The organism is Streptomyces sp. NPDC058464, assembly GCF_042721035.1.
Lineage (GTDB): Bacteria > Actinomycetota > Actinomycetes > Streptomycetales > Streptomycetaceae > Streptomyces.
In genome coordinates this window covers 405,664-427,163 of sequence record NZ_JBHXMA010000001.1, presented here as the reverse complement: position 1 = coordinate 427,163, position 21,500 = coordinate 405,664, and the positions used below count along the sequence as shown (strand labels likewise).

Sequence of the window (21,500 nt, the reverse complement as noted above, 5' to 3'; positions counted from 1 at the left end):
GGTGATCCCTTCACCTGTCGGACACTTCGTGTCCCGGTGGGATCAATCCCTTTTTGTGCGCACCACGGAGAACAACATTTCATCACCCGGCAGAGTGAGCCGCTGGCTGACCAGGTCACTCGCCACGCGTACCGCTCCGTGCAGCGGACCGCCCGCCGCCGGCACCTGCCGCGCCCGCGGCAGCGACCGCGCCAACTCCTCGGCCAGCGGTACGAGAAGCGGGTCCCCCAGCTCGACCAGGCCGCCGGTGAGGGCGACCCGGGGCTCACCGGCCGTGGCGCAGACGGCGGCGGCCGACTCGGCCATGTGTTGGGCGGCGGCACGCAGGATCGCCGCCGCGACCGGGTCGCCCGCACCGGCGCACTCCGCGACGTGCGGGGCGAAGGAGGCCAGTACGGCGGGCCGGTCGGCGCGCGGATAGAGCTGCCCGGGCAGCCCGGGCAGCGCCCCGAACCGCTCCTCGGCGCGGGCCCGCAGCGCCGCCGAGCCGCCGTCCCGCCCGTCGAAGGCGCGCAGCGCCGCCTCCAGGCCGGCCCGGCCGATCCAGGCGCCACTGCCGCAGTCGCCCAGCAGGTGCCCCCAGCCGTCCGCGCGCCGCCATCCGGTGAGATCGGTGCCGATCGCGATCAGCCCGGTCCCGGCGGCGACCACCGCGCCCGGGCGCGGCCCCAGGGCGCCGACGTACGCGGTCACGGCGTCGGCGGCCAGTACGACCGTGCGCACACCGAGCTCGCGGGTCAGCGCACCCGGCAGCTCGGCCCGCAGCGCGTCGCCGAGACTGGCCAGCCCGGCGGCGCCGACGACGGCCGTCGTCACCCGCTCCAGCCCGTAGGAGTCGGCCAACGCTCGTGCCATGGGCAGGAGTTGCTCCAGCAGATGCCCGGGGTCGATGCCCCGGGCCCCCGTCCGCACCGGTTCCCGGGAGACGAGGGGCGCCGACGGCTCACGTCCTGGCACGCCGACGACCGCCCGTAACCCGGAGCCCCCGGAATCGACGGCGAGGTATCCCGCGCCGGGCCCCGCGCCGCACCCGGCGGCGAATTCCGTGTCCCGGGATTCGCCGCCCCCGTCGGTCACGGCAGGCGCCAGTCCACCGGCTGTCCCCCCTGCTGGACCAGCAGGTCGTTGGCGCGGCTGAACGGGCGGGAGCCGAAGAAGCCGCGGTCCGCCGACATGGGCGAGGGATGCGCGGACTCCACCGCCGGCAACTGGCCGAGCAGGGGGCGCAGATTGCGGGCGTCGCGGCCCCACAGGATGGACACCAGCGGCTTGCCGCGGCCGGCCAGCGCCCGTATCGCCTGCTCGGTGACCTCCTCCCAGCCCTTGCCCCGGTGTGCGGCCGGGCTGCGCGGGGCCGTGGTGAGCGCCCTGTTGAGCAGCAGGACGCCCTGCTGGGTCCAGGGGGTGAGGTCGCCGTTGGACGGCTGGGGCAGGCCCAGGTCGGTGTTGAGCTCCCGGTAGATGTTGATCAGGCTCCCCGGCAGCGGGCGTACCTCGGGCGCGACCGAGAACGACAGCCCCACCGCGTGCCCCGGGGTGGGGTACGGGTCCTGGCCGACGATCAGGACGCGGACGTCGTCGAAGGGCTGCTGGAAGGCCCGCAGGACGTTCGGGCCCGCCGGCAGGTAGGTGCGCCCCGCGGCGATCTCCGCGCGCAGGAAGTCGCCCATCGCGGCGATCCTCCCGGCGACTGGTTCCAGGGCCTCGGCCCAGCCCGGTTCGACGATTTCATGCAAGGGTCGTGGTGCCACGGCGTCACCCTACTGCCGTACACGGGTCGGTGATCAAGCCGAGGTCTCGGGACGACCGGGGATGACCGGACCGTCGACACGGATGACAGAAACCCCCCTCCTTCCAGTGCCCCGGGCTCAGGCGACGACCGCCGCCCGCACGCACAGCACGTCCGGCAGATGGGCGGCCAACTGGCGCCAGCTGTCGCCGTCGTCGGCCGAGGCGAACACCTCGCCGTTGCGGTTGCCGAAGTACACCCCGGCCGGATCCCCGTCGTCCGTGCAGAGCGCGTCGCGCAGCACCGTGCCGTAGTGGTCCTCCGGCGGCAGCCCCGCCGACAGCGGATCCCAGGTCCGGCCCCCGTCGGCCGTGCGGAAGACCCGGCAGCGGTGCTGGGCGGGCACCCGGTCCGCGTCCGCGTTGATCGGGAAGACGTAGGCCGTCTCCGCGCGGTGCGGATGGGCGGCCGCCGCGAAACCGAACGTGGACGGCAGCCCCTCGCCGATGTCGGTCCAGTGCGCCCCGGCGTCGTCGCTCCGGTACACCCCCCAGTGGTTCTGCAGATACAGCCGGTCCGGATTGACCGCGTCCTGGGCGATCTTGTGCACGCACTGGCCGAACTCCGGGTCGGGGTCCGGCAGGAACACCGCGGAGACACCTGAGTTGGACGGTGTCCAGCTGGCGCCGCCGTCGCCGGTGCGGAAGACACCGGCGGTCGAGACGGCGACCGTCACTGCCTTCGGGTCGCGCCGGTCGGTGACGACGGTGTGCAGGCCCTCACCGCCGCCGCCCGGCACCCACCTGTCGCGCGTCGGGTGCTCCCACAGCGGCCGGACCAGATCGAAGCTCTCCCCGCGGTCCTCCGACCGGTACAGCGCGGCCGGTTCGGTGCCCGCGTAGACGACGTCCGGCTCGGCGGCGGCCGGGTGCAGCTGCCACACCCGCTCCAGCGAGGCGCCGGTGTCCTTGGGGAACCTCACGGCGGGCCGGGCCGGCTCGGTCCAGGTGCGGCCCAGGTCGTCGGAGTGGAACACCGAAGGACCCCAGTGCGCGCTGTCGCCGCCCGCCAGGAGCCGCGGCCGCTCGCCCCGGGTGTCGATGGCCACCGAGTAGATCGCCTGCGCGTTGAAGTAGGGACTCTCGTCGAACTCCCAGCCGGTGCCTCGCCGCCTCCCGAGGAACAGACCCTTGCGGGTCCCCACGGCGAGCAGTACCTCGGTCATGCCGACCACCTCCATGACGCCTTTGTCACCGCCTGTTTTCAGACACCGGCCAGTCTGCACCCTGCCACTGACAGTCACCCTCGGGATCACGGCGCCGCAGGTCGGAGACGTCGTGTCGGCCGGTCGAACGAGACGGCGGAACGCGTTCCGGAAGACGCCTGCGCGAGCGGGGCCGGTCGTGCGACCGTCGACTCGGAGTTCGCCGTGAGCAACGGGGCGGCCGCTCCCGTATGGGAGGGCGGTCCGGGCTGTCCGTGCGCGCGTGAGGAGGATGCCTTTGAAGGCGTTCCGTGGTCCGAAGGTCTGGCTGTGGCGCTGGCGGCGCAACCCGCTGAAGCGCCGCGCCGACACGATGGAGGCCTGGGTGCTGCTCGGCGCCTGGCTGCTCACCCTGCTGGCCGGGGTGCTCGCCGGGCTCGCGTCGGCCCGGTCGCTCGAGGACGGCCTGGCCCGCGAACGCGTCGAATGGCACCCGGTCGTCGCCCATGTCGTGGAGAGGGCCCCCGGAACGGCGGGACCGGAGTCCGACACCTCCGCCGGGGAACGGGTCTGGGCGAGAGTGGGGTGGACCGTCGCCGACGGCTCCGCGCACACCGGCCAGGCGCGGGTCCCGGCCGGCAGCAAGGCCGGTACCCCGGTCACCGTGTGGACGGACCTCCGGGGGAACCTCGTCACCCGGCCGGCCGGCGCCGCGGAGGCCCACTTCCGCTCCGCGCTGATCGGCGGCCTGGTCGGGCTGAGCGCGGCCGCCGTCCCGTTCGTCGTCGGCCTCGCCGTGCGCGGCCGGCTGGAGCGGCGGCGGATGGACCGCTGGGACGCGGAATGGGCACGGCTCGGACCGCAGTGGGGCCGGATGACCGGCTGACACCCGCACCCGGCGGCCCGGCGGACGGCCCCTGACCCGGCCGCGCCCGGCGGCCGGCATCCGGTCGCCGACCCGGCGGCGCCCGCGGCCCGGCCACTGGTCACTGACTCGCCAGTGCCTTGCGGCCCGGCCACCGGTCACCGGCTCGCCGGCACCCTGTGGCCCGGTCACCGGTCACCGACCCGCCAGCGTCCTGCGGCAGTTGGCGAGCAGCCGCTCGTCCTGGGCGATGTCGTGGCTGCCGTACCCACCCGGCCGTGCCATGTGCCGCCGGGCGCCGGTGAGTTCGGCCGTCACCAGGTCATGCAGCGGGGCGCTCGCCGGGCCCATCCCGGCCAGGCACTCGGCGATCGCGTCCCGCGTGTACGGATTCTCCGACCAGGCGGTCCGGAACACCGGCAGCACGGGTTCCGGATCCCCGTCGATCCGCCACAACGCCTCGGCGGCCGCCGTGCGTTCCCACACCCGGTCGGACCCGGCCAGCCGGCGCAACGCGGGCAGTGCGTCGCGGGCGCCCGCCCCCAGCCGCCCCAGCTGCCCGGCCGCCGTCCGCGCGCTGCGGCCACGGCCGTGCGTCAGCTCCCGCAGCAGCACGGGCAGTACGGCGTCCACGTCCCCCTCCGCCGACCACAGGGCCCCCGCCGCCACGGCCGCGTGCCGGGTGTCCAGGAGCCCCCGCAGGACCGGCGCCGCCGCCCGGGCCGCCGCGCCCAGGGCGTCGAGCGCCCGTACCGCCTGCCCCACGAGGGCCTCCCGGGCCCCCAGCCCGTCCGGTGCCCCGCGCAGCAGCCGCAGCACCTCCGGCACCGCCGCCGGGTCCCTGAGGGCGGTGACGGCCGCCAGCAGCGGAGCGGCCGACTCGGCGGCCTCGGGCGAGCCCAGGTCGACCTGGCCGAGCCGGTGCCGCAGCGCGGGCCCGAGCGGGGCGGCCGCCGGGCCCAGATGCACGATCTCGAAGCCCAGCCCACCGGGCACCACCGGTCTCGCCAGCAACTGGGCCAGGGCCGGCACCGCACGCGGATCGCCGCTTCTGGCCAGCGCCTTCAGCGGACCGCCCAACGAAGGTCTGCCGCGCTCCCAGGTGTGCACCCACAGGTCGGGCCGCACGGTCACCAGCGCGTGCAGCTCGTCCGCGGCGGGCGCGGCCAGCCCGAACAAGTCCGTGAGCACCGAGACGGCCGCGTCCCGCAACTGGTCCTGCTCGCGGCCCAGTTGCCTGCCGATCAGCGCGACGGGCGACGAGAAGTCCGCCCGCCACTCCCGGAACAGTCCGGCCGACATCCACACCGCGTTGCACCGGTCCATCGGGTCCGGGCTGCTCAACTGGCCGACGAGCAGGGCGATCCGGTCCGTCACCCGGTCGTCCAGCGCCCGGTGCAGGGTGCGCAGCAGGTAGGAACCCTCCTCGTCGGACGGCCGCAGCCGCCGTATCCGGCCGACCAGGGAGTCCGCGTCCACCCGGTCCGGTCCGGCCGTCCCTCGCTCGGACCGCTCCCTGAGCAGCCGGACCGCGGTCGGCACCAGGTCGGCGGGCAGCCGCTCCGGTGCGCCGAGGCCCAGCTGCCCGAGGGCGGCCAGCCGCGTCCCCGGGGCGTACGGCGGCCCGCTCTGCGCGGCCAGCAGGTCCACCGCCGCGGTCGCGTGGGCAGGACAGCGCCGTACGAACAGCCCGAGGGCCTCGGTGAGGGCGAGCAGCACCTGCTCGTCACGCTCGACCGCCATCCGGCGCCGTAACAGCGGCAGCACCAGGTCCGGTTCGTCGAGGAACCGGACCAGCGCCCCGGCCGCCGCCCGGCGTACCGCGGGGCACGGGTCGTCGGCCAGTGGCACGAACGCCCCGGCGCCGGCGCGGACGGCGGCCCGGGCCCGTGGACCGGCGCTCTCCGCGCCGATGCTGACCAGCAGCTCCACTATGGCGCCCCGGTCCTGCACCTCCGTACGGGAGGCGAGCGCGAAGAGGAACGGGACGCAGGCGAGCGTCGAGTCGTACACGTTCCCCTGGTGGTGCACCGAGCCGTACATCCCCTCGAGCGCGGCCTCCCGTTCGGCCGCGTCCGCCGAGGCCAGCCCGCGCAGCAGACCGGGCACGTCCGCAGCGCTGCCGTACGCGTGCCGTAGCGACGCCCAGTCGACCTCGTCGATCCCCGTGAACACGTTGTCCTCCCCAGGCGAGTACCACCTGATCCGGAGTCTGCACCACAGCACTGACAACGATGCGGAATCGGACGACGACTGTGTGCGATCCGTCGGCGGTCACCGGCCGAAGACCCGCTGTGAGGGGGTCAGTTCCGGTCAGGCAGGGCCCGCTCCAGGATCGCGTCGAACCCGGCGCCGGCGGGCAGGGTGCCGAACGCGTGCCCCCAGTCGCCGCCGAGCCGGGTCGCGCAGAAGGCGTCCGCCACGGCGGCCGGGGCGTACCGCACCAGCAGTGAGGCCTGCAGCGCCAGCGCCATCCGCTCGACCAGCCGGCGCGCCCCCACCTGGTCGGTCTCGGCCAATTCGTTCTTCAGCCGGGTCACGGCGGCGTCCAGCCGGGTGTCCGCCCCGCGCGCGTGCGCGAGTTCGCCGAACAGGGCGTCGGCGGCGCCGGGTTCGCGGGACAGCGCCCGCAGCACGTCGAGCGCGTTGACGTTCCCCGAGCCCTCCCAGATCGACAGCAGCGGGGCCTCGCGGTAGTGCCGGGGCATGCCCGAGTCCTCGACGTAGCCGTTGCCGCCCAGGCACTCCAGGGCCTCCGCGGTGAAGGCCGGACCACGCTTGGTGACCCAGTACTTGCCGACGGCGGTGGCGATCCGCCGGAAGGCCCGCTCCTGCTCGTCCCCGCGCACCGCGCGGTCCGCCGCCCCCGCAAGCCGCAGGGTGAGCGTGGTCGCGGCCTCCGACTCCAGGGCCAGGTCGGCCAGCACGTTGCGCATCAGCGGCTGGTCGACGAGCCGGGCACCGAACGCGCTGCGATGCCGCACATGGTGGCCCGCCTCGACGAGTGTCTTGCGCATCAGGGTCGCCGAGTTCATCACGCAGTCCAGCCGGGTGCAGTTGACCATCTCGATGATGGTCTTCACCCCGCGCCCCTCGGGCCCGACCAGCCAGGCCACCGTTCCGTCGAACTCCGGCTCGGAGGACGCGTTGGAGCGGTTGCCGAGCTTGTCCTTCAGACGCTGGATGCGGAACGCGTTGCGGCTGCCGTCGGGCAGCACGCGCGGCACCAGGAAGCAGGACAGGCCGCCCGGCGCCTGGGCCAGCACAAGGAAGACATCGCACATCGGAGCCGAGGTGAACCACTTGTGCCCGCGCAGGGTGTAGACGCCCGGCTCGGCGGTGGGCGTGGCCGCCGTCGTGTTCGTCCGTACGTCCGAACCGCCCTGCTTCTCGGTCATGCCCATCCCCGCGAGCAGCCCCGGCTTCTCGGTCGGCACGCGCAGCCCCGGCTCGTACGCGCGGCTGGTCAGCAGCGGTTCGTACACCTTGGCCAGCTCGGGCTGGGCGCGCAGCGCCGGGACGGCCGCGTACGTCATCGACGTGGGACAGCCGTGTCCGGACTCGGTGTGCCCCCACACCAGCCCGCCCGCCGTCCGCGCGACGTGTGCCCCCGCCCGGTCGTCCGCCCAGGCGGTCCCGGCCAGCCCCTCCTCCACCGCCGCCCGCATCAGGTGGTGCCAGCTGGGGTGGAAGTCGACCTCGTCGACCCGGTTGCCGTACCGGTCGTGGGTGCGCAGCTCCGGCTCGTGCCGGTTGGCCAGTTCGCCCCACTCCTGCGCCTCCGCGCTCCCGGCCCGCACGCCGAGCCGCCGGATCCCCTCCTCGGCCCACTCCGCCCCCTCCCGGCGCAGCCCCTCGATCAGGGCCGGGTCGTCGGAGGCGTCGTACGGGGCTAGCGGCGGCGGCTGGTTGGTGACGTCGTGAGTGGCGTACTGCGGCTGCGGAGGCGCGACGGTCGAGTCCATGACTCCAGTGTTGCAGTATTTCCGCGACCGCAGCAATACTGCAATATCGCGCCGCACGTACAGTACGTGACCATGCGCATGAACGACGTGTCCGCCGAGCCCGCCGACGTCGACCTGCGACCCCTGTCCGCCCGGTCGGTCGTGCTGAGCCTGCTGCTGGGCACGCATCCGCCGGAGCTGCCGGTGAAGGACCTGATCCGGTTCGTCGAGCCCTTCGGCGTCGGCGGCTCCACGCTCCGTGCCGCGCTCAGCCGTATGACGGCGGCCGGTGACCTGCGCCGCACCGACGACGCCGTCTACGGCCTCAGCGACCGGCTGCTGGCCCGCCAGCACCGCCAGGACGAGGCGGTACGGCCCCGCACGCGCGCCTGGCGGGGCGACTGGGAGATGGTGGTCGTCACGGCCACGGGCCGCGGCCCCGCCGCACGAGCCGACCTGCGCACCCGCCTGACCTCCCTCCGCCTGGCCGAACTCCGCGAGGGCGTCTGGCTCCGCCCGGCGAACCTCGCGCGGCCGCTCCCCGCGGACCTGGCGGACATCGCCCAGTCCTACACGGCCCGCCCCGACCGTCCCGCGCCCGAACTGGCCGCCGCCCTCTGGCCGTTGGCCACCTGGTCCGCCACCTCCCGTGCCCTCCTGACCCGGGCGGCCGCATCCCGCCTCCCCGCCGACCTCTTCACGGTCTACGCGGCAGCGGTTCGCCACCTGCTGACCGACCCGGTCCTGCCCCCGGAACTCCTGCCCACCGACTGGCCGGGCGACGAACTGCGCGCCGCGTACGCCGGCTACCGGGCGGAGATGGGCGGCCCCGCGGGTATCCCGTATCCCGACTGACCCGGCCGGGACACGGGACACTCCCTACGGCGCCTGCGCAGCCGGCCGACGACGTCCGGCGCCGCGCCACGAAGACCTGCGCCGAAGACCTGCGCCGAAGACCTGCGCATAAGACTTGCGCATAAGACTTGCGCCGACGTCCTGCGGCGAAGGGCCGCCGCGCAGACATGCTGGGGATGTGTGACCGGTGTACGGTCGAAACACCGTGTGAGTGGGCTTCGTGGCCTACGGACAGGCCAGGGGCCCGGAAGCTCCGGGAGTTGCGCATGGCTCAGCAGACGAACATCGCCGCACAGACCGCTTTCGGAGAGGCCGTCGTCGCCGGCGACCTCGATGCCCTCGACGAGATCGTCGCGACCAACTCGACGGACCATGATCCCGCGCCGGGGCAGACGCCCGGGCCCGGCGGGTACAAGACCATGTTCGGCGAGTTGCGGACAGCCTTTCCCGACCTGGACCTCCAGGTGGAGCACCTGGTCGCCACCGACGACGAGTTGGCGTTCGCCTATGTCATCTCCGGGACGCACCTGGGACCGCTGAGGGGGCGACCGGCGACCGGCAGGAAGGTGAGCTACCGAGGCATGCAGATCAGCCGCTTCGACAGCGACGGCAAACTCGTCGAACGCTGGGGGAGCAGCGACGAACTCGGCATGCTGCGCCAGCTCGGCCTCGTCGAGGTGTGACCCGGCGAGGCCTTGCGCGTTGCGTGCCGGAATCTCCATGCTCGCCGAGACCGGGGAAGACGTCCTCGCTCCCGGCCTGGCAGCGCTCGCCGACGACCTCGCGACCGGCCGTCGGCACCACAGGCACGCCGACCCGATGGCACTCGACACCGTCGACGTCGGCTACCGGCTACTGGTGCCGGACTGCTGACCTGAGCCGGATGGCCGGAAACCCGACCACCCGGCCCTGTCCAGCCCCGGGTTCAGCTACCGCGCGAGGTGCCGGCCGCCGCTAGTTCCGGTACCGGAACACGATCCTGCCGCGTGTCAGGTCGTACGGCGGGAGCTCCACCAGCACCCGGTCCTCCAGCATGATCCTGATGTAGTTCTTGCGGATCTTCCCGCTGATGTGCGCGAGCACCTGGTGGCCGTTCTCGAGCTCCACGGTGAACATGGCGCTGCGCAGGCACTCGACGACCTTGCCCTCGACTTCGATGACGTTCTTGTTCCTCGTCATCGAACCAGCTCCAGGTTGCTGCTCGTCGGCCGGGCGCCGATGCCCTCGAACAGCGCCGAGGCCGCCTGGTTGGACTCCTGGACCTCGGTCCAGGCCGTGGTGCACCCGGAGCGGTGCAGCGTCCCCAGCGCGTGGGCCAGCAGCGCCCGTGCGATACCGCGGCGCTGTTCGCCGGCCCGGACCGCGAGCAGCCCGATGCGCGGCCGCTTCACCGTCACCACCCGGATCAGCCCAAGGTAGCGGTCGGGTGCCGCCGCCACCGCGTACTTCGACGGGTCGACGACGGTGTCGCCCTCGCGGCAGGGAATCACCTCCGCGGGCATCGAATGCCACCCGACGGTGGCCTCGACCTCGTCACGGATCGCGCGGTCCACCGCCCGCAGCAGACTCTCGTCCGCCTGGCCGGCGGGCACGATCGTCACGCCCGCGGGCGGTAGGACTTCTTCGAGCCCGGTGACCCGCGGGTCGGTCGGCACGACGTACTCCCACTCGCGGCGCCGGATCGTGAAACCGGCCCGCCGCCAGCCGGCCGTCAGCTCGGCGTCGGCCTCGTCGACCACCGTGTACAGCGGCGCCGGCAGCTCCGCCAGCATCGCCTCGGCGAGCCGGTCGAAGGCGGCGTCGTGCCAGGCGTCGATGCTGACGAACAGGCGTCCGTCTGGCCGGTGTTGCGCATGCCCGCGGCCGACCACCAGGTCGTCGTCCAGCGCATGCCATTGCCTGTCCGCGACGCGCGTGACCAGTACCGCGTTCTCGCTCAGGCCGGATGTGAAAGGCTTCGTGTCCATCGGAGTCTCCCTCCAGGAGTGCCTCGATCTCAGGCGCTCCTGGCGACACCGGACGTCAGCCGCCGGACCGTGACGGGTTGAGGGAGCACCCACGGGTAACTGCGTTCACGGGGCTCACCTCCACACGACGACTTCACGGTCCGCCACGAAGCTAACAGCGGGTCGCGGCCTCGCTCAAATCCTTTTGCGTGCTGCCAGACTTCTTGTTCATGAGTGGACACGGGGTGGGCGATGACGGTGCAGGGGTCGGGGTCGGCGTGACCTTCGGGTTGCTGGCCGCGTGGGCGGTGCACGACCTGGAGGAAGTGGCCACGGTGCCCGGCTGGGCACGCGGGCGAGTGCCCGGGCTGCGGCAGCGTTTTCCGCGGGTGCCGGAACGAGTGTGGCTGAGGCTGGAGTCCGTGGACGGGCGGGAGTTCGCCACCGCCGTCGCCGGGATGGCCGTGGTGATGGCCACCGCTGCGGCCTCCGGGCACCGCACGGGTGGACGCTCAGGCTTCTATCAAGGGGCTCTCAACGGGTTCGGGCTGCACGCCCTGGTGCATCTGGCCCAGGCCGCCACCGTCCGTGGATACACGCCCGGTGCGGTCACTTCACCGTTGGTGGTCATCCCCTTCGCCCTGTGGGCTCGCGGCCGACTGCGGCGAGCAGGTGTCCTACGACCCGCACGTCCACGTGAACTGCTGCAGGGGCTCGCGCTGGCGGCGGCGGCCACGGCCGGAACGCACACGGTGGCGCGACGGCTTCTGCGCCGAGGGGCGTACAGCGACGGGACCTGATCGCTCACTCACGGGACCTGATCACTCACTTGGGGATTCGCCCGACGGGGACGGCCGGTAGCTGTGCCGGCGAAGGCCCACGTTCTCGGTGTTCCTCCGCCGCCGAGTAGCTTCTTGACCCTCACACCGTGTCAGGCGGTCAGCTCGGAGACATCATGTTCACCATCGGAGACTTCGCCCGGCACGGCCGCGTCTCGGTCCGGATGCTGCGTCACTACGACGCGACCGGCCTGCTGCGCCCGGCCCACGTCGACCCTGCCAGCGGCTACCGCTACTACACCGCTGCCCAACTCGCCCGCCTCAACCGGATCATCGCGCTCAAGGACCTCGGATTCACTCTTCAGCAGGTCCTGGACATCGTGGACGAGAAGGTCGGCGCCGAGGAACTGCGCGGCATGCTGCGGTTGCGGCGGGCAGAACTGGAGACCGCCGTGGCCGCCGCGGGAGCGCGGCTGGTCCAGGTCGAGGCGAGGCTCCGAGCGATCGAGAGCGAGGGCCACATGCCCACGAACGACGTTGTCATCAAGAGCGTCCCCACGGTCCGGGTGGCGGAACTGACCGCGACCGCCGCGAGCTTCGGGCCCGAGGACATCGGCCCGGTCATCGGGCCGCTCTACGACGAACTGTTCCGGCACCTGGAAACGGCGGGTATCGCCGCCACGGGTCCCGGTGTCGCGTACTACGAGGACGCTCCGGAGGGCGGCGGCAGGATCAGTGTCCACGCCGCCGTGCAGGTCTCCGCGCCTCTTCAGGACGGCGCCTTCCGCGTCCTGGACCTGCCGTCCCTGGAGCAGGCGGCGACCATCGTGCACCGCGGTTCGATGGACACCGTGCTGCCCACCGCCCAGACCCTGGCCCGCTGGACCGATGCCAACGGCTACCGGTCGAACGGATACCCCCGCGAGGTCAATCTGGAGTGCCCCGAGAACCGTGACGAGTGGGTGACGGAGCTGCAGGCACCGGTGACCCGGGCCTGATCGGGCGCGCCCGAGCCGCCCGCTCAGTGTCTCTGCCTGGCCCGGTCGCCGGAGATCCGCAGGAGGAAGCGGTCGACGGGATCGCCTCCGGCGACCGGCAGGAGAACGAGCCGGAGAGAGAAAGGCGGGCATGTCCACCTCGTAGACCGCGAGGGTGCCGACCAACTCGTTGCCGCGCATCAGGCGCCAACCGCCTCCGCCGCGAGAGCTACTGGTGCCGGTGCGCCGGTTGGGACAAGCTGCCGCACATGGACTGGATGTCGCTTCTCTCCACGCTGACCGGTGCCGTGATCGGCATCGCGGCCACTCTGATCGCCGACCGCAACCGGTGGCGGCGCGAGGAGCTCAGGCATGCGTTGGAAGTACGGCGCGAGGTGTACACGGAGTTCGCGTCCGCCCTCAAAGCGGCAGGCGAAGAGATGCGGGCCGTCGCCCTGGGGGATCACATGTCGGATTCGGTGCGTGACGCGGCCGTGCGGGAGGCGGTCCGTGGGTCCGGCCTCTACACGGCGAGCGAACGCCTCTGGCTCGTGGGCATGCCGCAGGTCGTAGCGGCGGGGAACGAGGCGTTCCACGGCGTGCGCGCGATACGCGACGCCTACGCCCGGGGCGTGGCGGTGGGCTCGGCTGAGGAGGCGCGCCTCGTAGGGGTGCGGCGTGCGGCCATGGCGCGGATGCGCCGCCTCATGCGCGAGGATCTGGGCATCGGGCCCCTCGGGATCGAGTGACCGCAGCCGTCCCCGAGGGTGCCGGTGGGGCCGCCGTCGCCCGGTGGGATGCGGCGGCCCCACCGCCCCGGCTCACTTGTAAGTGATGTCCGAGCTCGCGTACTTGCAGTACGTGCCGTCCGGCCCGCTCCCGTTGGTCGGTGGTTCCGCGCCGGTGTTGTTGCCGATGTACTTCTGGCAGGGCACGATCTTCTTGCTGCTGTCCCCGACGATCGTGATGTTCTTCAGCGTCGCGCTGTCGCCGTAGTTGGTGTTGATTCCGACCAGCGCGCTGCCCTTGTACGTCGCCTCGATGGTGTTGAGGTTGATGGTGCGCTTGTACTGCGTCGAGCAGTTGCCGCACGAGCGGACCAGCTTGCCGAAGTTCTGTACCGCGAAGTTGGACACGTTCAGTGTCCCGGCGCCGTTGAACTGGAACACCTTGTCGCTGGCCTCCTTCGCGCCGCCGCCGGAGACGGTGTACACGTTGGACGACGAGGAGCCGCGGAAGGTCGCCGCGTCCTCGCCGACATCCTCCCACCACACGTTCTGCAGGGTGCAACTGCCCTCGCAGTGGATGCCGTCCGCGGCGGGCGCGCCGATGATGACGTTCTTCAGGACGGTGCCGGCCGCCAGATCGAGGATCGGATCCTGGTCCTCGCTCTGTCCGCCGCTGCCCAGGTCACCGCTGCCGTACAGGCGCAGCATCCCGTAGTCCTTCGTACCCGACAGCTTGATCGTCGCGGTGACGGCCTGGCTGCCGCTGGCGGTCGGCCAGGTGGCGGCCTCCGCCGAGGTTCCGGTGAGCATGAGCATGCCAAGCGAGAGTCCCAGGGCGGCCGTCCCGCCCAGCAGTGCGCGCACACTGCTCCGTGCTCGTGAAGTCATGTCCCGTATGCCTTCTCTCGAGTGGGGGGTCCTGTGGCGGCGTTCCGCCGGATGTGCAGGTGGATGACTTGTGTTCATGGTGTGGAACGCCATGTGGTGGCACCTGGACGAATGAGAGGCCATTGGCAGGCGCCGGTCAGGGTGCTGAACGGAACGTAGGGGGAAAGCGCTTTCTGGTCAACGGTTCGCGCAGTATTCGTTCCGGTTGCCCCGGCGTTTCCGCGAAGTGGCGTGGGAGCGCTTCCATGGATGGTTGTGTGCATGCCACCATGCCGGGAGTTCCCCGCACGACGCCGCACCGAGCCGTGATCAGAAAGGGACAACGACGTGCCTCCCACGCCCGGCTCCAGGTCCGTACCCGCACCCGGCTCCGCCTCTGGGCCCGTCCCGCAGTCCGGCGGAGCGCCGCTCGCCACGGTCCTCAGCGTCTGTGTCCTCGCCCTGGCCCTGGTGGTGACCGTCACGGCCGTCACCGCACTGGTCCGTGGTCCCGGCCGGGTCGCCTCGGTCGCCCGCCAGGGCAGCCACTGGGTGAACACCTGGACCGGGATGCCCCAGCTCACCGAGCCCGGCAATCTGCCGCCCGCGCCCTACACGGGGGAGAGGTCGGTCCTGGCCGACACCACCCTGCGCCAGACCGTGCGGGTGACCGTCGGCGCCCACCGGCTGCGGTTGCGCTTCTCCAACGCCTACGGCGACACCGCGCTCCCGCTCACCTCGGTGACCGTGGCGCTGCCGGCGGGCGGAAAGGCGGGGGTCGCCGCGATCGTTCCCGGCAGCCTGCACCGGGTGACGTTCTCCGGGCGGGCCGCGACCGTCGTACCCGTCGGGGCCCAGGTCGTCTCCGATCCCGTGGACTTCGACCTGGTCGCGGGGTCCGATCTCACGGTCACGGCGTACACCGCGCAGGGCCAGCCCGATCTGGCGCTCACCTCGCACCCGGGATCGCGCACCACGTCGTACCTCGTCGGTGGCGACCACACGCAGGACCCGGATCTGACCGGTGCGACCGCGGTCGACCACTGGTACCTCCTCAGCGACGTCGAGGTCCTCGCACCCGCCGCGACCCGGGCCGTGGCCGTCCTCGGTGACTCCCTCACCGACGGCCGGGGGTCCACGACCAACGGCAACGACCGCTGGCCCGACCAGTTCTTCGACGGCCTGCAGTCCCGGGCCGCCACCTCGGACATCGCCGTCCTCAACCAGGCGGCCGGCGGCAACCGGGTCCTCGACGACGGCCTCGGCCCCAACGTCCTGGCCCGGCTCGACCGCGACGTCCTCGCCCGCAGCGGGGTGTCCTGGCTGATCGTCTTCGAGGGTGTCAACGACATCGGCACCGCCGCCGCCACCCCGCAGGCCCAGCAGGCCGTCGCCGACGACCTGATCGCCGCCTACCGGCAGATCGTCGTCCGCGCCCACGCCCAGGGCATCCGCGTCTACGGCGCCACCCTGCTGCCCTTCGGCGGCAACGCCTACGACGACGGCGCCGGGGTGCGGGAGGCGGCCCGGCAGCGCGTCAACGCCTGGATCCGGGGGCCGGGGCACTTCGACGCGGTGATCGACTTCGACCGGGTGGTACGGGACCCGGCCGATCCGGGCCGACTGCGTGCGGACCTCCAGGTGGGGGACTGGCTGCACCTCAACCCGACCGGGTACGGGGCGCTGGCGGCGGCGGTGCCCACGCGGCTGTTCCGCACCTCGTAGCGGGCCCGGTCCGGGTGGAGAACCGCGGGACGGTACGGGCGTCCGAGAGGGGTCAGCCGACAAGCCGCGGGGCGCGCAGGTGGGCGCGGGACCTGAGCTCGTCCTCCTCGACCAGTTCGAGCATGGGCCTGCCCGGCGCGCACATCATGGTGACCACGAACTCGGTCCTCGCGTCGGGGAGGGCATTGCCGTCCTGGTAGTGGATGACGTCCCCGCCCGGCTCCCAGAACGTGCCGCCCGCCTCGACGATCCGCTCGGGCTCGCCTTCCAGCTCGAAGCGGACCGCGCCCTTGAGGACGTAGCCGAAGGCCGGGCCGGAGTGACGGTGCGGCGGGGTTCCGGGATCGCCGGGCTCCCACCCGACATGGATGGTCATCGCCGAGGCGCCCTCGGGGACGGTGATCGGAGCGGCTTCCTGGAGCATCTTCACCGCCCGGGTCCAGCTCGGGGCGTCCGGGTCGTCGCCGGGGTGCGTGTGCTGTGGGTTCTCCGACACTGAGCCGTCCCTTCCTCGTCCGGTGCCGAGCGTGATCGACTCTACGTCGGACGGGCTCGCGACCGTTGCCTTCGCAACCGGCGGGCGGCGACGTGTCGCGGCGGACCCCCGTGACGCGGGCGCCCGCTACGGCCCCGCGACCGCCACGCCGAGCTCGGTGGCCGCGCGCACGGCGAACCAGACCTCGGTGAAGGCGGCGGTCGTCGACAGGTCCCGGCCGGTCACCTCGCCGAAGCGGCGCAGCCGGTAGGCGAGGGTGTTGGGGTGGATGTGGAGGGCCGCGGCGGCGTCCTCGGTGCGACGGTCGCGTTCCATCCAGGTGCGGACGGAGACCAGCAGCTGCGACCCGTGCGCCGCGTCGTAGCGCAGGGCCTCGCCGAGCACCTGCTCGACCAGCGCCGACAGCAGCCGCCGGTCCTCGGGCAGCCAGCGCCCGGTGGCGTCCTCGCCGTAGTGGAGGAGCGGCTTGCCCGCCTCCTCGGCGCGTCCGGCCGCCCACTCCGCCTCCTGCCGGGCGACCCGCAGGGGCTCGCCGACGGCGAAGGGACGGCTCACCCCGCACACCGCGCCCGGCAGGTCGGCCAGCGCCTCGGTGAACCCGGGTTCGGCCAGCACCAGCCGGTCCTCGCCATGGCGCAGGGTCAGGTGCGGGTGGTCCGAGAGCGCACCGTCCAGCTGCTCGTCCTGGGCGCGCCGGAGCACCGCGAGGACGACCGGCCGCTGGGTGTCGAGGCCGTGGTGGGCCAGCCGGCGCTGGGCGCCGGCCGGGTCCAGGGTGTCCTGGAGCATCTCCGCGAGGGTCTCCGCGCCCTCGCGCCGCAGGACCTCGCGTTCCTGGCGCACCATCGCGAGCCGCAGGGCGGCGACGGTGGCCAGGTGCTGGACGACGGCCAGCCCGGCCGGCCGGGCGCCGGCCTGTTCCAGCGCGACCAGGTAACCGGCCGCGCCGCCCGGGCCGAGGACGGGCAGCACGAAGCCGCCGGGCACGGTCGGCGGGGCGTCCGGGTCCGCCGGCAGCACCGAGAGGTCCTCGGGCGCCGCGACGCCGGGCAGCAGCGGGCGTCCCTGGGGGGTGCACAGGAAGATGCGGTACCCGCTGAGCTGCTCCAGACGGTCGAAGAGCGCGGGGATGTCCAGGTTCTCCTCGGCCATCCACCGCAGCGCGCCGAAGACCTGGAGCTGGGCGCCGAGCCGTTCGGCGGACTTCTCGCTGACCGCGGCCGCGACCTCCTGGGCGATGGTGACGAAGGGAACCGTGAGCGGCACTTCGAGGACCGGGAAACCGCGCTCCTCGGCCGCGGCGAGGAACGCCTGCCGCAGCGCCGGGGTCCGCAGCTGGGTGCTGAGCACCAGCGCCGCGACGCCCGCGTCGTCGAGCCGCTCCAGATAGCGCCGCTGCGCCTCGCCGCCGCGGGGCACGGCCAGGCCCACGGTCATGATCACCTCCGAGCCCTGGAGCCAGGGGGTGGGGTCCTCCAGCTCGCTGACGTGCGCCCAGGAGACCGTACGGCCCAGGCCGCCGCCGCCCGCGAGCAGTCGCATCTGCAACGCCGGGAAGGACAGCAGGTCACCGACGGTGAGGACGGAACGTGGAGTCACTTTGTGGTCGGACACAAGACCACTGTAGTTCTTCGTGCCGTCAACAATTGACCCTGTCGGCCGGCCGTCCGCACACTGAGGCATCCCCCCGCTACCGGAACCACCAGCTCCGGTCCAGGGTCCGCCCACCCGGCGGTGCACTCCCAGGCTCGACAGGAAAGGTGCCCCATGACGACCGAGCCCCGTGGACCCGTGGACTCCTCCCGGATCCCCCGCTACGCGGGACCCGCGACCTTCGCCCGGCTGCCGAGGCTGGACGAGGTGCCCCGCGCGGACATCGCCGTCGTCGGCGTGCCCTTCGACACCGGCGTCTCCTACCGCCCCGGCGCCCGGTTCGCCCCGGCCGCGGTGCGCGAGGCGTCCCGGCTGCTGCGCCCGTACCACCCGGCGCTCGACGTGTCGCCGTTCGCGGCGGCCCAGGTCGCCGACGCCGGGGACATCCCGGTGAACCCCTTCGACATCAACGAGGCGATCGAGACCGTCGAGCACGAGGCCTCCCGCCTCCAGGCCGACGGCACGAAGCTCGTCACCATCGGCGGCGACCACACCATCGCGCTGCCCCTGCTGCGCGCGGTCGCCAAGCGGCACGGACCGGTCGCCGTCCTCCACTTCGACGCCCACCTCGACACCTGGGACACCTACTTCGGCGCCGAGTACACCCACGGCACCCCGTTCCGCCGCGCCGTCGAGGAGGGCATCGTCGACACCGAGGCACTCAGCCACGTCGGCACCCGCGGCCCCCTGTACGGCAAGCGGGACCTGGAGGAGGACCGCCGGCTCGGCTTCGGCATCGTCACCTCCTCCGACGTGCTGCGCCGCGGCGTCGACGAGACCGTGGACGCGCTGCGGCAGCGCATCGGCGACCGGCCGCTGTACGTGTCCGTCGACATCGACGTCCTCGACCCCGCCCACGCCCCCGGCACCGGTACCCCGGAGGCCGGCGGCATGACCTCGCGTGAGCTGCTGGAGATCCTGCGCGGCCTCGCCGGGCTCAACCTCGTCGGCGGCGACGTCGTCGAGGTCGCCCCCGCCTACGACCACGCCGACATCACCTCCGTCGCCGCGTCGCACGTCGCCTACGACCTGATCAGCCTGTTCACCCTGGACTCCGCCGGCCCTCGCGAGGAGCAGACATGACCACCAGCCCCCAGACGGAGCAGCACGACGCCCCGTCGCTGACCGAGATCGAGATCTACGGCGTCGAGCGCATCCCGGACGCCGACCGCACCGCCCGGCCGCTCGACCTGTTCCGGGTCGCCTTCGGCGGCGCGAACACCTTCGCCACCTGTGTCCTCGGCGCCTTCCCGATCCTGTTCGGGCTCTCCTTCTGGCAGGGCCTGGCGGCCACCGGCCTCGGGCTCGCCGTCGGCGCGCTGATCCTCGCGCCGCTGGCCGTGTTCGGGCCGCTGAACGGCACCAACAACTCGGTGTCCTCCTCCGCCCACCTGGGCGTGCACGGCCGGGTCGTCGGCTCCTTCCTCTCCCTGCTGACCGCGGTCGCCTTCTTCTCGATCTCCGTGTGGTCCTCGGGCGACGCCCTGGTCGGCGGCGCGCACCGGATGTTCCACCTGCCGACCAACGACGGCGTCTACGCGCTCGCGTACGGGCTGTTCGCCGCGCTGGTGCTGACGGTGTGCATCTACGGCTTCCGCTTCATGCTCTTCGTGAACAAGATCGCGGTGGCCGCCGCCTCGCTGCTCTTCGTCCTCGGCCTGTTCGCCTTCGGCGGCGACTTCGACGCCGGCTACCAGGGCAGCTTCCACTCGCTGAGCGCCCCCGGCTTCTGGCCGGCGTTCATCGGCTCCGCGCTGATCGTGCTCTCCAACCCCGTCTCGTTCGGCGCCTTCCTCGGCGACTGGGCCCGCTACATCCCCGCCGACACCCCGCGTCGCCGGGTCATGGGCGCGGCCTTCCTCTCCCAGATCGCGACGATCCTGCCGTTCTTCTTCGGCCTGGCAACCGCCTCGATCATCGCCGCGAAGGCGGGGAACTTCCTCGACCCGAGCGCCCCGGACTACGTCGGCGGCCTGCTGGCGATCTCGCCCGCCTGGTTCTTCCTGCCGGTCTGCCTGCTCGCACTGATCGGTGGCATGTCCACCGGCACCACCTCGCTCTACGGCACCGGCCTCGACTTCGCCAGCGTCTTCCCCCGGTTCAGCCGGGTGCAGGCCACCGTGTTCATCGGCGTCCTGTCGATCGGCTTCATCTTCGTCGGCCGGTTCGCCGCCAACCTCACCCAGTCGATCTCCACCTTCGCGACGCTGATCATCGTCTGCACCGCGCCCTGGATGATCATCATGACCCTGGGCTTCCTCACCCGCCGCGGCTGGTACGACCCCGACTCGCTCCAGGTCTTCAACCGCCGCCAGCGGGGCGGGCGTTACTGGTTCACGCACGGCTGGAACTGGCGCGGCATGAGCGCCTGGCTGGCCTCCGCCCTGCTCGCGGTCCAGTTCGTCAACCTCCCCGGCCAGTTCGTCGGCGCCCTGGGCGACCTCGCGGGCGGCGTGGACATCTCCCTGCCCGTCGGCCTGGGACTCGCCGCGATCCTCTACCTGGCCCTGCTGTGGCTCTTCCCCGAGCCCCGCGCCGTCTTCGGCCCCGAGGGCCCGCGGCTGGTGCGCTCCGTCGACACCCCGGTGCCGCCGATCACCGCCGCCGACGGCGCCCCCGTCGCCGCCCCCGAGCCCGCGGAGGTGTGAGCGAGATGCGCCTGATCGACCTGTCCGTGCCGCTGCGCACCGGCATGCCGGTCTACCCCGGCGACCCGGAGGTGGACATCCGCCCCGCGCTGACCGTGGCGCGCGACGGGGTCAACGTCCTTCAGGTGCACATGGGTTCGCAGTCCGGCACCCACGTGGACGCGCCGTCCCACATCGAGGACGGCCTGCCCGCGCTGGACCAGCTGCCGCTGGACCGTTTCGACGGCCCCGCCCACGTCGTCGACGCCCGGGGCCTCGCGCCCCGGGCGGCCATCGGGACGGACCTGCTCGCCCGCGTCCCGGCCGGCCGGATCGTGCTGATCGCCACCGGCTGGTCCGCGCACTGGGGCACCGACGCCTACCACGCCCACCCCTACCTGACGGAGGCGGCGGCCGCCCTCCTGGTCGCCCGCGGCGTGTACACCGTCGGCATCGACGCGCTGAGCGTCGACCCCACCCCCGGCGAGACCCTGCCCGCCCACCGCATCCTGTGCGGCGCCGACGCCGTCATCGCCGAGAACCTCACCAACCTCGCCGAGGTCCTGGACGCCCAGCACTCCGGCCACGACGTCCACGTCAGCCTCTTCCCCCTGCACCTGCCCGGCGCGGACGGCGCACCCGTCCGCGCCGTGGCCCGGATCTCGGAGCCGAAGCCTTGAGCAACGACCACGACACCGCCCTCGCGGCGGCGGACGCCCTGATCGCCGCCTTCGCCGAGGGCCGCACCGACGACTACTTCGACGCCTTCGCGCCCGACGCCACCTTCGTCTTCCACACCACCGACCGGCGCCTGGACTCCACCCAGGAGTACCGCACCCTGTGGCAGAAGTGGAGCGAGGAGGACGCCTTCCGCGTCCTGTCCTGCGCCTCGACCGACCGCCGCCTCCAACTCCTCGGCGACACGGCCGTGTTCACCCACTCGGTGACCACCTGTGTCTCCACCACGGCGGGCGAGGAGGTGCTCCGCGAACGCGAGACCATCGTCCTCCACCGCGCCGGCGGCGACGGGGCCTGGCTGGCGGTCCACGAGCACCTGTCCACCGACCCGTCCGCCTAGCCGCAGACTCCGGCCGGGCGGGTCGGC

Annotated in this window: 22 protein-coding genes; 12 read left to right on the top strand and 10 right to left on the bottom strand. The window is 72.9% G+C overall.

What is annotated here, in order from left to right; translation table 11 throughout:
- Positions 1–42: 42 nt before the first annotated feature.
- The 3 genes from ACFWPQ_RS02320 to ACFWPQ_RS02310 form a co-directional block, all read right to left on the bottom strand.
- Complete coding sequence (locus ACFWPQ_RS02320) at positions 43–957, bottom strand: N-acetylglucosamine kinase (protein WP_384029074.1); 915 nt, start codon at positions 955–957, stop codon at positions 43–45.
- 116 nt (positions 958–1,073) lie between these two features.
- Entirely contained in the window at positions 1,074–1,751 is a 678-nt protein-coding gene (locus tag ACFWPQ_RS02315; protein WP_384029072.1) for a uracil-DNA glycosylase, read from the bottom strand.
- Positions 1,752–1,868: 117 nt separating this feature from the next.
- On the bottom strand, positions 1,869–2,954 hold the full coding sequence (locus ACFWPQ_RS02310) for a WD40/YVTN/BNR-like repeat-containing protein (protein WP_384029070.1): 1,086 nt from the start codon (positions 2,952–2,954) through the stop codon (positions 1,869–1,871).
- 271 nt (positions 2,955–3,225) lie between these two features.
- On the opposite strand from ACFWPQ_RS02310, the gene ACFWPQ_RS02305 reads away from it, so the two are divergent.
- Complete coding sequence (locus ACFWPQ_RS02305; protein ID WP_384029068.1) at positions 3,226–3,819, top strand: hypothetical protein; 594 nt, start codon at positions 3,226–3,228, stop codon at positions 3,817–3,819.
- A gap of 174 nt (positions 3,820–3,993) precedes the next feature.
- On the opposite strand, the gene ACFWPQ_RS02300 is transcribed toward ACFWPQ_RS02305, so the two are convergent.
- Both ACFWPQ_RS02300 and ACFWPQ_RS02295 read right to left on the bottom strand, forming a co-directional pair.
- Positions 3,994–5,973, bottom strand: coding sequence for a HEAT repeat domain-containing protein (locus ACFWPQ_RS02300; protein WP_384029066.1), 1,980 nt, complete (start codon positions 5,971–5,973; stop codon positions 3,994–3,996).
- Positions 5,974–6,101: 128 nt separating this feature from the next.
- Positions 6,102–7,763, bottom strand: a complete 1,662-nt coding sequence (locus ACFWPQ_RS02295; RefSeq protein WP_384029064.1) for a DNA alkylation response protein — start codon at positions 7,761–7,763, stop codon at positions 6,102–6,104.
- Between the two features lie 72 nt (positions 7,764–7,835).
- On the opposite strand from ACFWPQ_RS02295, the gene ACFWPQ_RS02290 reads away from it, so the two are divergent.
- The 3 genes from ACFWPQ_RS02290 to ACFWPQ_RS02280 all read left to right on the top strand — a co-directional run bounded on the left by ACFWPQ_RS02290 (position 7,836) and on the right by ACFWPQ_RS02280 (position 9,470).
- The gene (locus tag ACFWPQ_RS02290) at positions 7,836–8,597 is read left to right on the top strand and encodes a PaaX family transcriptional regulator C-terminal domain-containing protein (protein ID WP_384029062.1); all 762 of its coding nucleotides are present in this window, start codon (positions 7,836–7,838) and stop codon (positions 8,595–8,597) included.
- Between the two features lie 266 nt (positions 8,598–8,863).
- Positions 8,864–9,280: an ester cyclase gene (locus tag ACFWPQ_RS02285; protein WP_384029060.1), complete on the top strand. Its 417-nt coding sequence runs from the start codon at positions 8,864–8,866 to the stop codon at positions 9,278–9,280.
- A gap of 37 nt (positions 9,281–9,317) precedes the next feature.
- Positions 9,318–9,470, top strand: coding sequence for a hypothetical protein (locus ACFWPQ_RS02280; protein WP_384029058.1), 153 nt, complete (start codon positions 9,318–9,320; stop codon positions 9,468–9,470).
- Positions 9,471–9,551: 81 nt separating this feature from the next.
- On the opposite strand, the gene infA is transcribed toward ACFWPQ_RS02280, so the two are convergent.
- Positions 9,552–9,776 (bottom strand): translation initiation factor IF-1, encoded by a 225-nt coding sequence (infA, locus tag ACFWPQ_RS02275; protein ID WP_361281801.1) that lies wholly within the window; start codon positions 9,774–9,776, stop codon positions 9,552–9,554.
- The gene (locus ACFWPQ_RS02270; RefSeq protein WP_384029056.1) at positions 9,773–10,564 is read right to left on the bottom strand and encodes a GNAT family N-acetyltransferase; all 792 of its coding nucleotides are present in this window, start codon (positions 10,562–10,564) and stop codon (positions 9,773–9,775) included. The genes infA and ACFWPQ_RS02270 overlap by 4 nt, the downstream gene beginning before the upstream one ends.
- A gap of 209 nt (positions 10,565–10,773) precedes the next feature.
- Here ACFWPQ_RS02270 and ACFWPQ_RS02265 point away from each other — a divergent pair, with 209 nt between their 5' ends.
- The 3 genes from ACFWPQ_RS02265 to ACFWPQ_RS02255 all read left to right on the top strand — a co-directional run bounded on the left by ACFWPQ_RS02265 (position 10,774) and on the right by ACFWPQ_RS02255 (position 13,048).
- Complete coding sequence (locus ACFWPQ_RS02265) at positions 10,774–11,343, top strand: HXXEE domain-containing protein (RefSeq protein ID WP_384029054.1); 570 nt, start codon at positions 10,774–10,776, stop codon at positions 11,341–11,343.
- 155 nt (positions 11,344–11,498) lie between these two features.
- Complete coding sequence (locus tag ACFWPQ_RS02260) at positions 11,499–12,320, top strand: MerR family transcriptional regulator (RefSeq protein WP_384029052.1); 822 nt, start codon at positions 11,499–11,501, stop codon at positions 12,318–12,320.
- Positions 12,321–12,568: 248 nt separating this feature from the next.
- Positions 12,569–13,048: a hypothetical protein gene (locus ACFWPQ_RS02255; RefSeq protein ID WP_384029050.1), complete on the top strand. Its 480-nt coding sequence runs from the start codon at positions 12,569–12,571 to the stop codon at positions 13,046–13,048.
- Between the two features lie 72 nt (positions 13,049–13,120).
- Here the strand turns inward: ACFWPQ_RS02255 and ACFWPQ_RS02250 are convergent, their stop codons facing one another.
- Positions 13,121–13,915: a pectate lyase gene (locus ACFWPQ_RS02250; RefSeq protein ID WP_384029048.1), complete on the bottom strand. Its 795-nt coding sequence runs from the start codon at positions 13,913–13,915 to the stop codon at positions 13,121–13,123.
- Between the two features lie 441 nt (positions 13,916–14,356).
- Between ACFWPQ_RS02250 and ACFWPQ_RS02245 the strand changes: the two genes are divergently transcribed.
- Positions 14,357–15,619, top strand: coding sequence for an SGNH/GDSL hydrolase family protein (locus ACFWPQ_RS02245; RefSeq protein ID WP_384029325.1), 1,263 nt, complete (start codon positions 14,357–14,359; stop codon positions 15,617–15,619).
- A 52-nt stretch (positions 15,620–15,671) separates the two neighbouring features.
- Here ACFWPQ_RS02245 and ACFWPQ_RS02240 read toward each other — a convergent pair whose 3' ends face one another.
- Together ACFWPQ_RS02240 and ACFWPQ_RS02235 are read right to left on the bottom strand one after the other, a co-directional pair.
- Complete coding sequence (locus tag ACFWPQ_RS02240) at positions 15,672–16,115, bottom strand: cupin domain-containing protein (protein WP_384029046.1); 444 nt, start codon at positions 16,113–16,115, stop codon at positions 15,672–15,674.
- Positions 16,116–16,241: 126 nt separating this feature from the next.
- Positions 16,242–17,729, bottom strand: a complete 1,488-nt coding sequence (locus ACFWPQ_RS02235) for a PucR family transcriptional regulator (RefSeq protein WP_384029044.1) — start codon at positions 17,727–17,729, stop codon at positions 16,242–16,244.
- A 153-nt stretch (positions 17,730–17,882) separates the two neighbouring features.
- On the opposite strand from ACFWPQ_RS02235, the gene speB reads away from it, so the two are divergent.
- From speB to ACFWPQ_RS02215, 4 genes are read left to right on the top strand one after another with little or no spacing between them, the layout of a single operon-like run.
- On the top strand, positions 17,883–18,851 hold the full coding sequence (gene speB / locus ACFWPQ_RS02230) for an agmatinase (RefSeq protein ID WP_384029042.1): 969 nt from the start codon (positions 17,883–17,885) through the stop codon (positions 18,849–18,851).
- Complete coding sequence (locus tag ACFWPQ_RS02225) at positions 18,848–20,416, top strand: purine-cytosine permease family protein (protein WP_384029040.1); 1,569 nt, start codon at positions 18,848–18,850, stop codon at positions 20,414–20,416. The genes speB and ACFWPQ_RS02225 overlap by 4 nt, the downstream gene beginning before the upstream one ends.
- A 5-nt stretch (positions 20,417–20,421) precedes the next feature.
- Positions 20,422–21,075 carry a cyclase family protein gene (locus ACFWPQ_RS02220; RefSeq protein WP_384029038.1) on the top strand — a complete coding sequence of 218 codons (654 nt, stop codon included), beginning with the start codon at positions 20,422–20,424 and terminating at the stop codon, positions 21,073–21,075.
- The gene (locus ACFWPQ_RS02215; RefSeq protein WP_384029036.1) at positions 21,072–21,473 is read left to right on the top strand and encodes a nuclear transport factor 2 family protein; all 402 of its coding nucleotides are present in this window, start codon (positions 21,072–21,074) and stop codon (positions 21,471–21,473) included. Before ACFWPQ_RS02220 ends, ACFWPQ_RS02215 begins: the two co-directional genes overlap by 4 nt.
- Positions 21,474–21,500 lie beyond the last annotated feature (27 nt).

Coding starts and splice junctions, on each gene's coding strand:
- ACFWPQ_RS02310 (WP_384029070.1), bottom strand. CDS start 2,954: ATGACCGAGGTACTGCTCGCCGTGGGGACCCGCAAGGGTCTGTTCCTC.
- ACFWPQ_RS02305 (WP_384029068.1), top strand. CDS start 3,226: ATGCCTTTGAAGGCGTTCCGTGGTCCGAAGGTCTGGCTGTGGCGCTGG.
- ACFWPQ_RS02295 (WP_384029064.1), bottom strand. CDS start 7,763: ATGGACTCGACCGTCGCGCCTCCGCAGCCGCAGTACGCCACTCACGAC.
- ACFWPQ_RS02290 (WP_384029062.1), top strand. CDS start 7,836: ATGCGCATGAACGACGTGTCCGCCGAGCCCGCCGACGTCGACCTGCGA.
- ACFWPQ_RS02285 (WP_384029060.1), top strand. CDS start 8,864: ATGGCTCAGCAGACGAACATCGCCGCACAGACCGCTTTCGGAGAGGCC.
- ACFWPQ_RS02280 (WP_384029058.1), top strand. CDS start 9,318: ATGCTCGCCGAGACCGGGGAAGACGTCCTCGCTCCCGGCCTGGCAGCG.
- infA (WP_361281801.1), bottom strand. CDS start 9,776: ATGACGAGGAACAAGAACGTCATCGAAGTCGAGGGCAAGGTCGTCGAG.
- ACFWPQ_RS02270 (WP_384029056.1), bottom strand. CDS start 10,564: ATGGACACGAAGCCTTTCACATCCGGCCTGAGCGAGAACGCGGTACTG.
- ACFWPQ_RS02265 (WP_384029054.1), top strand. CDS start 10,774: ATGAGTGGACACGGGGTGGGCGATGACGGTGCAGGGGTCGGGGTCGGC.
- ACFWPQ_RS02260 (WP_384029052.1), top strand. CDS start 11,499: ATGTTCACCATCGGAGACTTCGCCCGGCACGGCCGCGTCTCGGTCCGG.
- ACFWPQ_RS02255 (WP_384029050.1), top strand. CDS start 12,569: ATGGACTGGATGTCGCTTCTCTCCACGCTGACCGGTGCCGTGATCGGC.
- ACFWPQ_RS02250 (WP_384029048.1), bottom strand. CDS start 13,915: ATGACTTCACGAGCACGGAGCAGTGTGCGCGCACTGCTGGGCGGGACG.
- speB (WP_384029042.1), top strand. CDS start 17,883: ATGACGACCGAGCCCCGTGGACCCGTGGACTCCTCCCGGATCCCCCGC.
- ACFWPQ_RS02225 (WP_384029040.1), top strand. CDS start 18,848: ATGACCACCAGCCCCCAGACGGAGCAGCACGACGCCCCGTCGCTGACC.
- ACFWPQ_RS02220 (WP_384029038.1), top strand. CDS start 20,422: ATGCGCCTGATCGACCTGTCCGTGCCGCTGCGCACCGGCATGCCGGTC.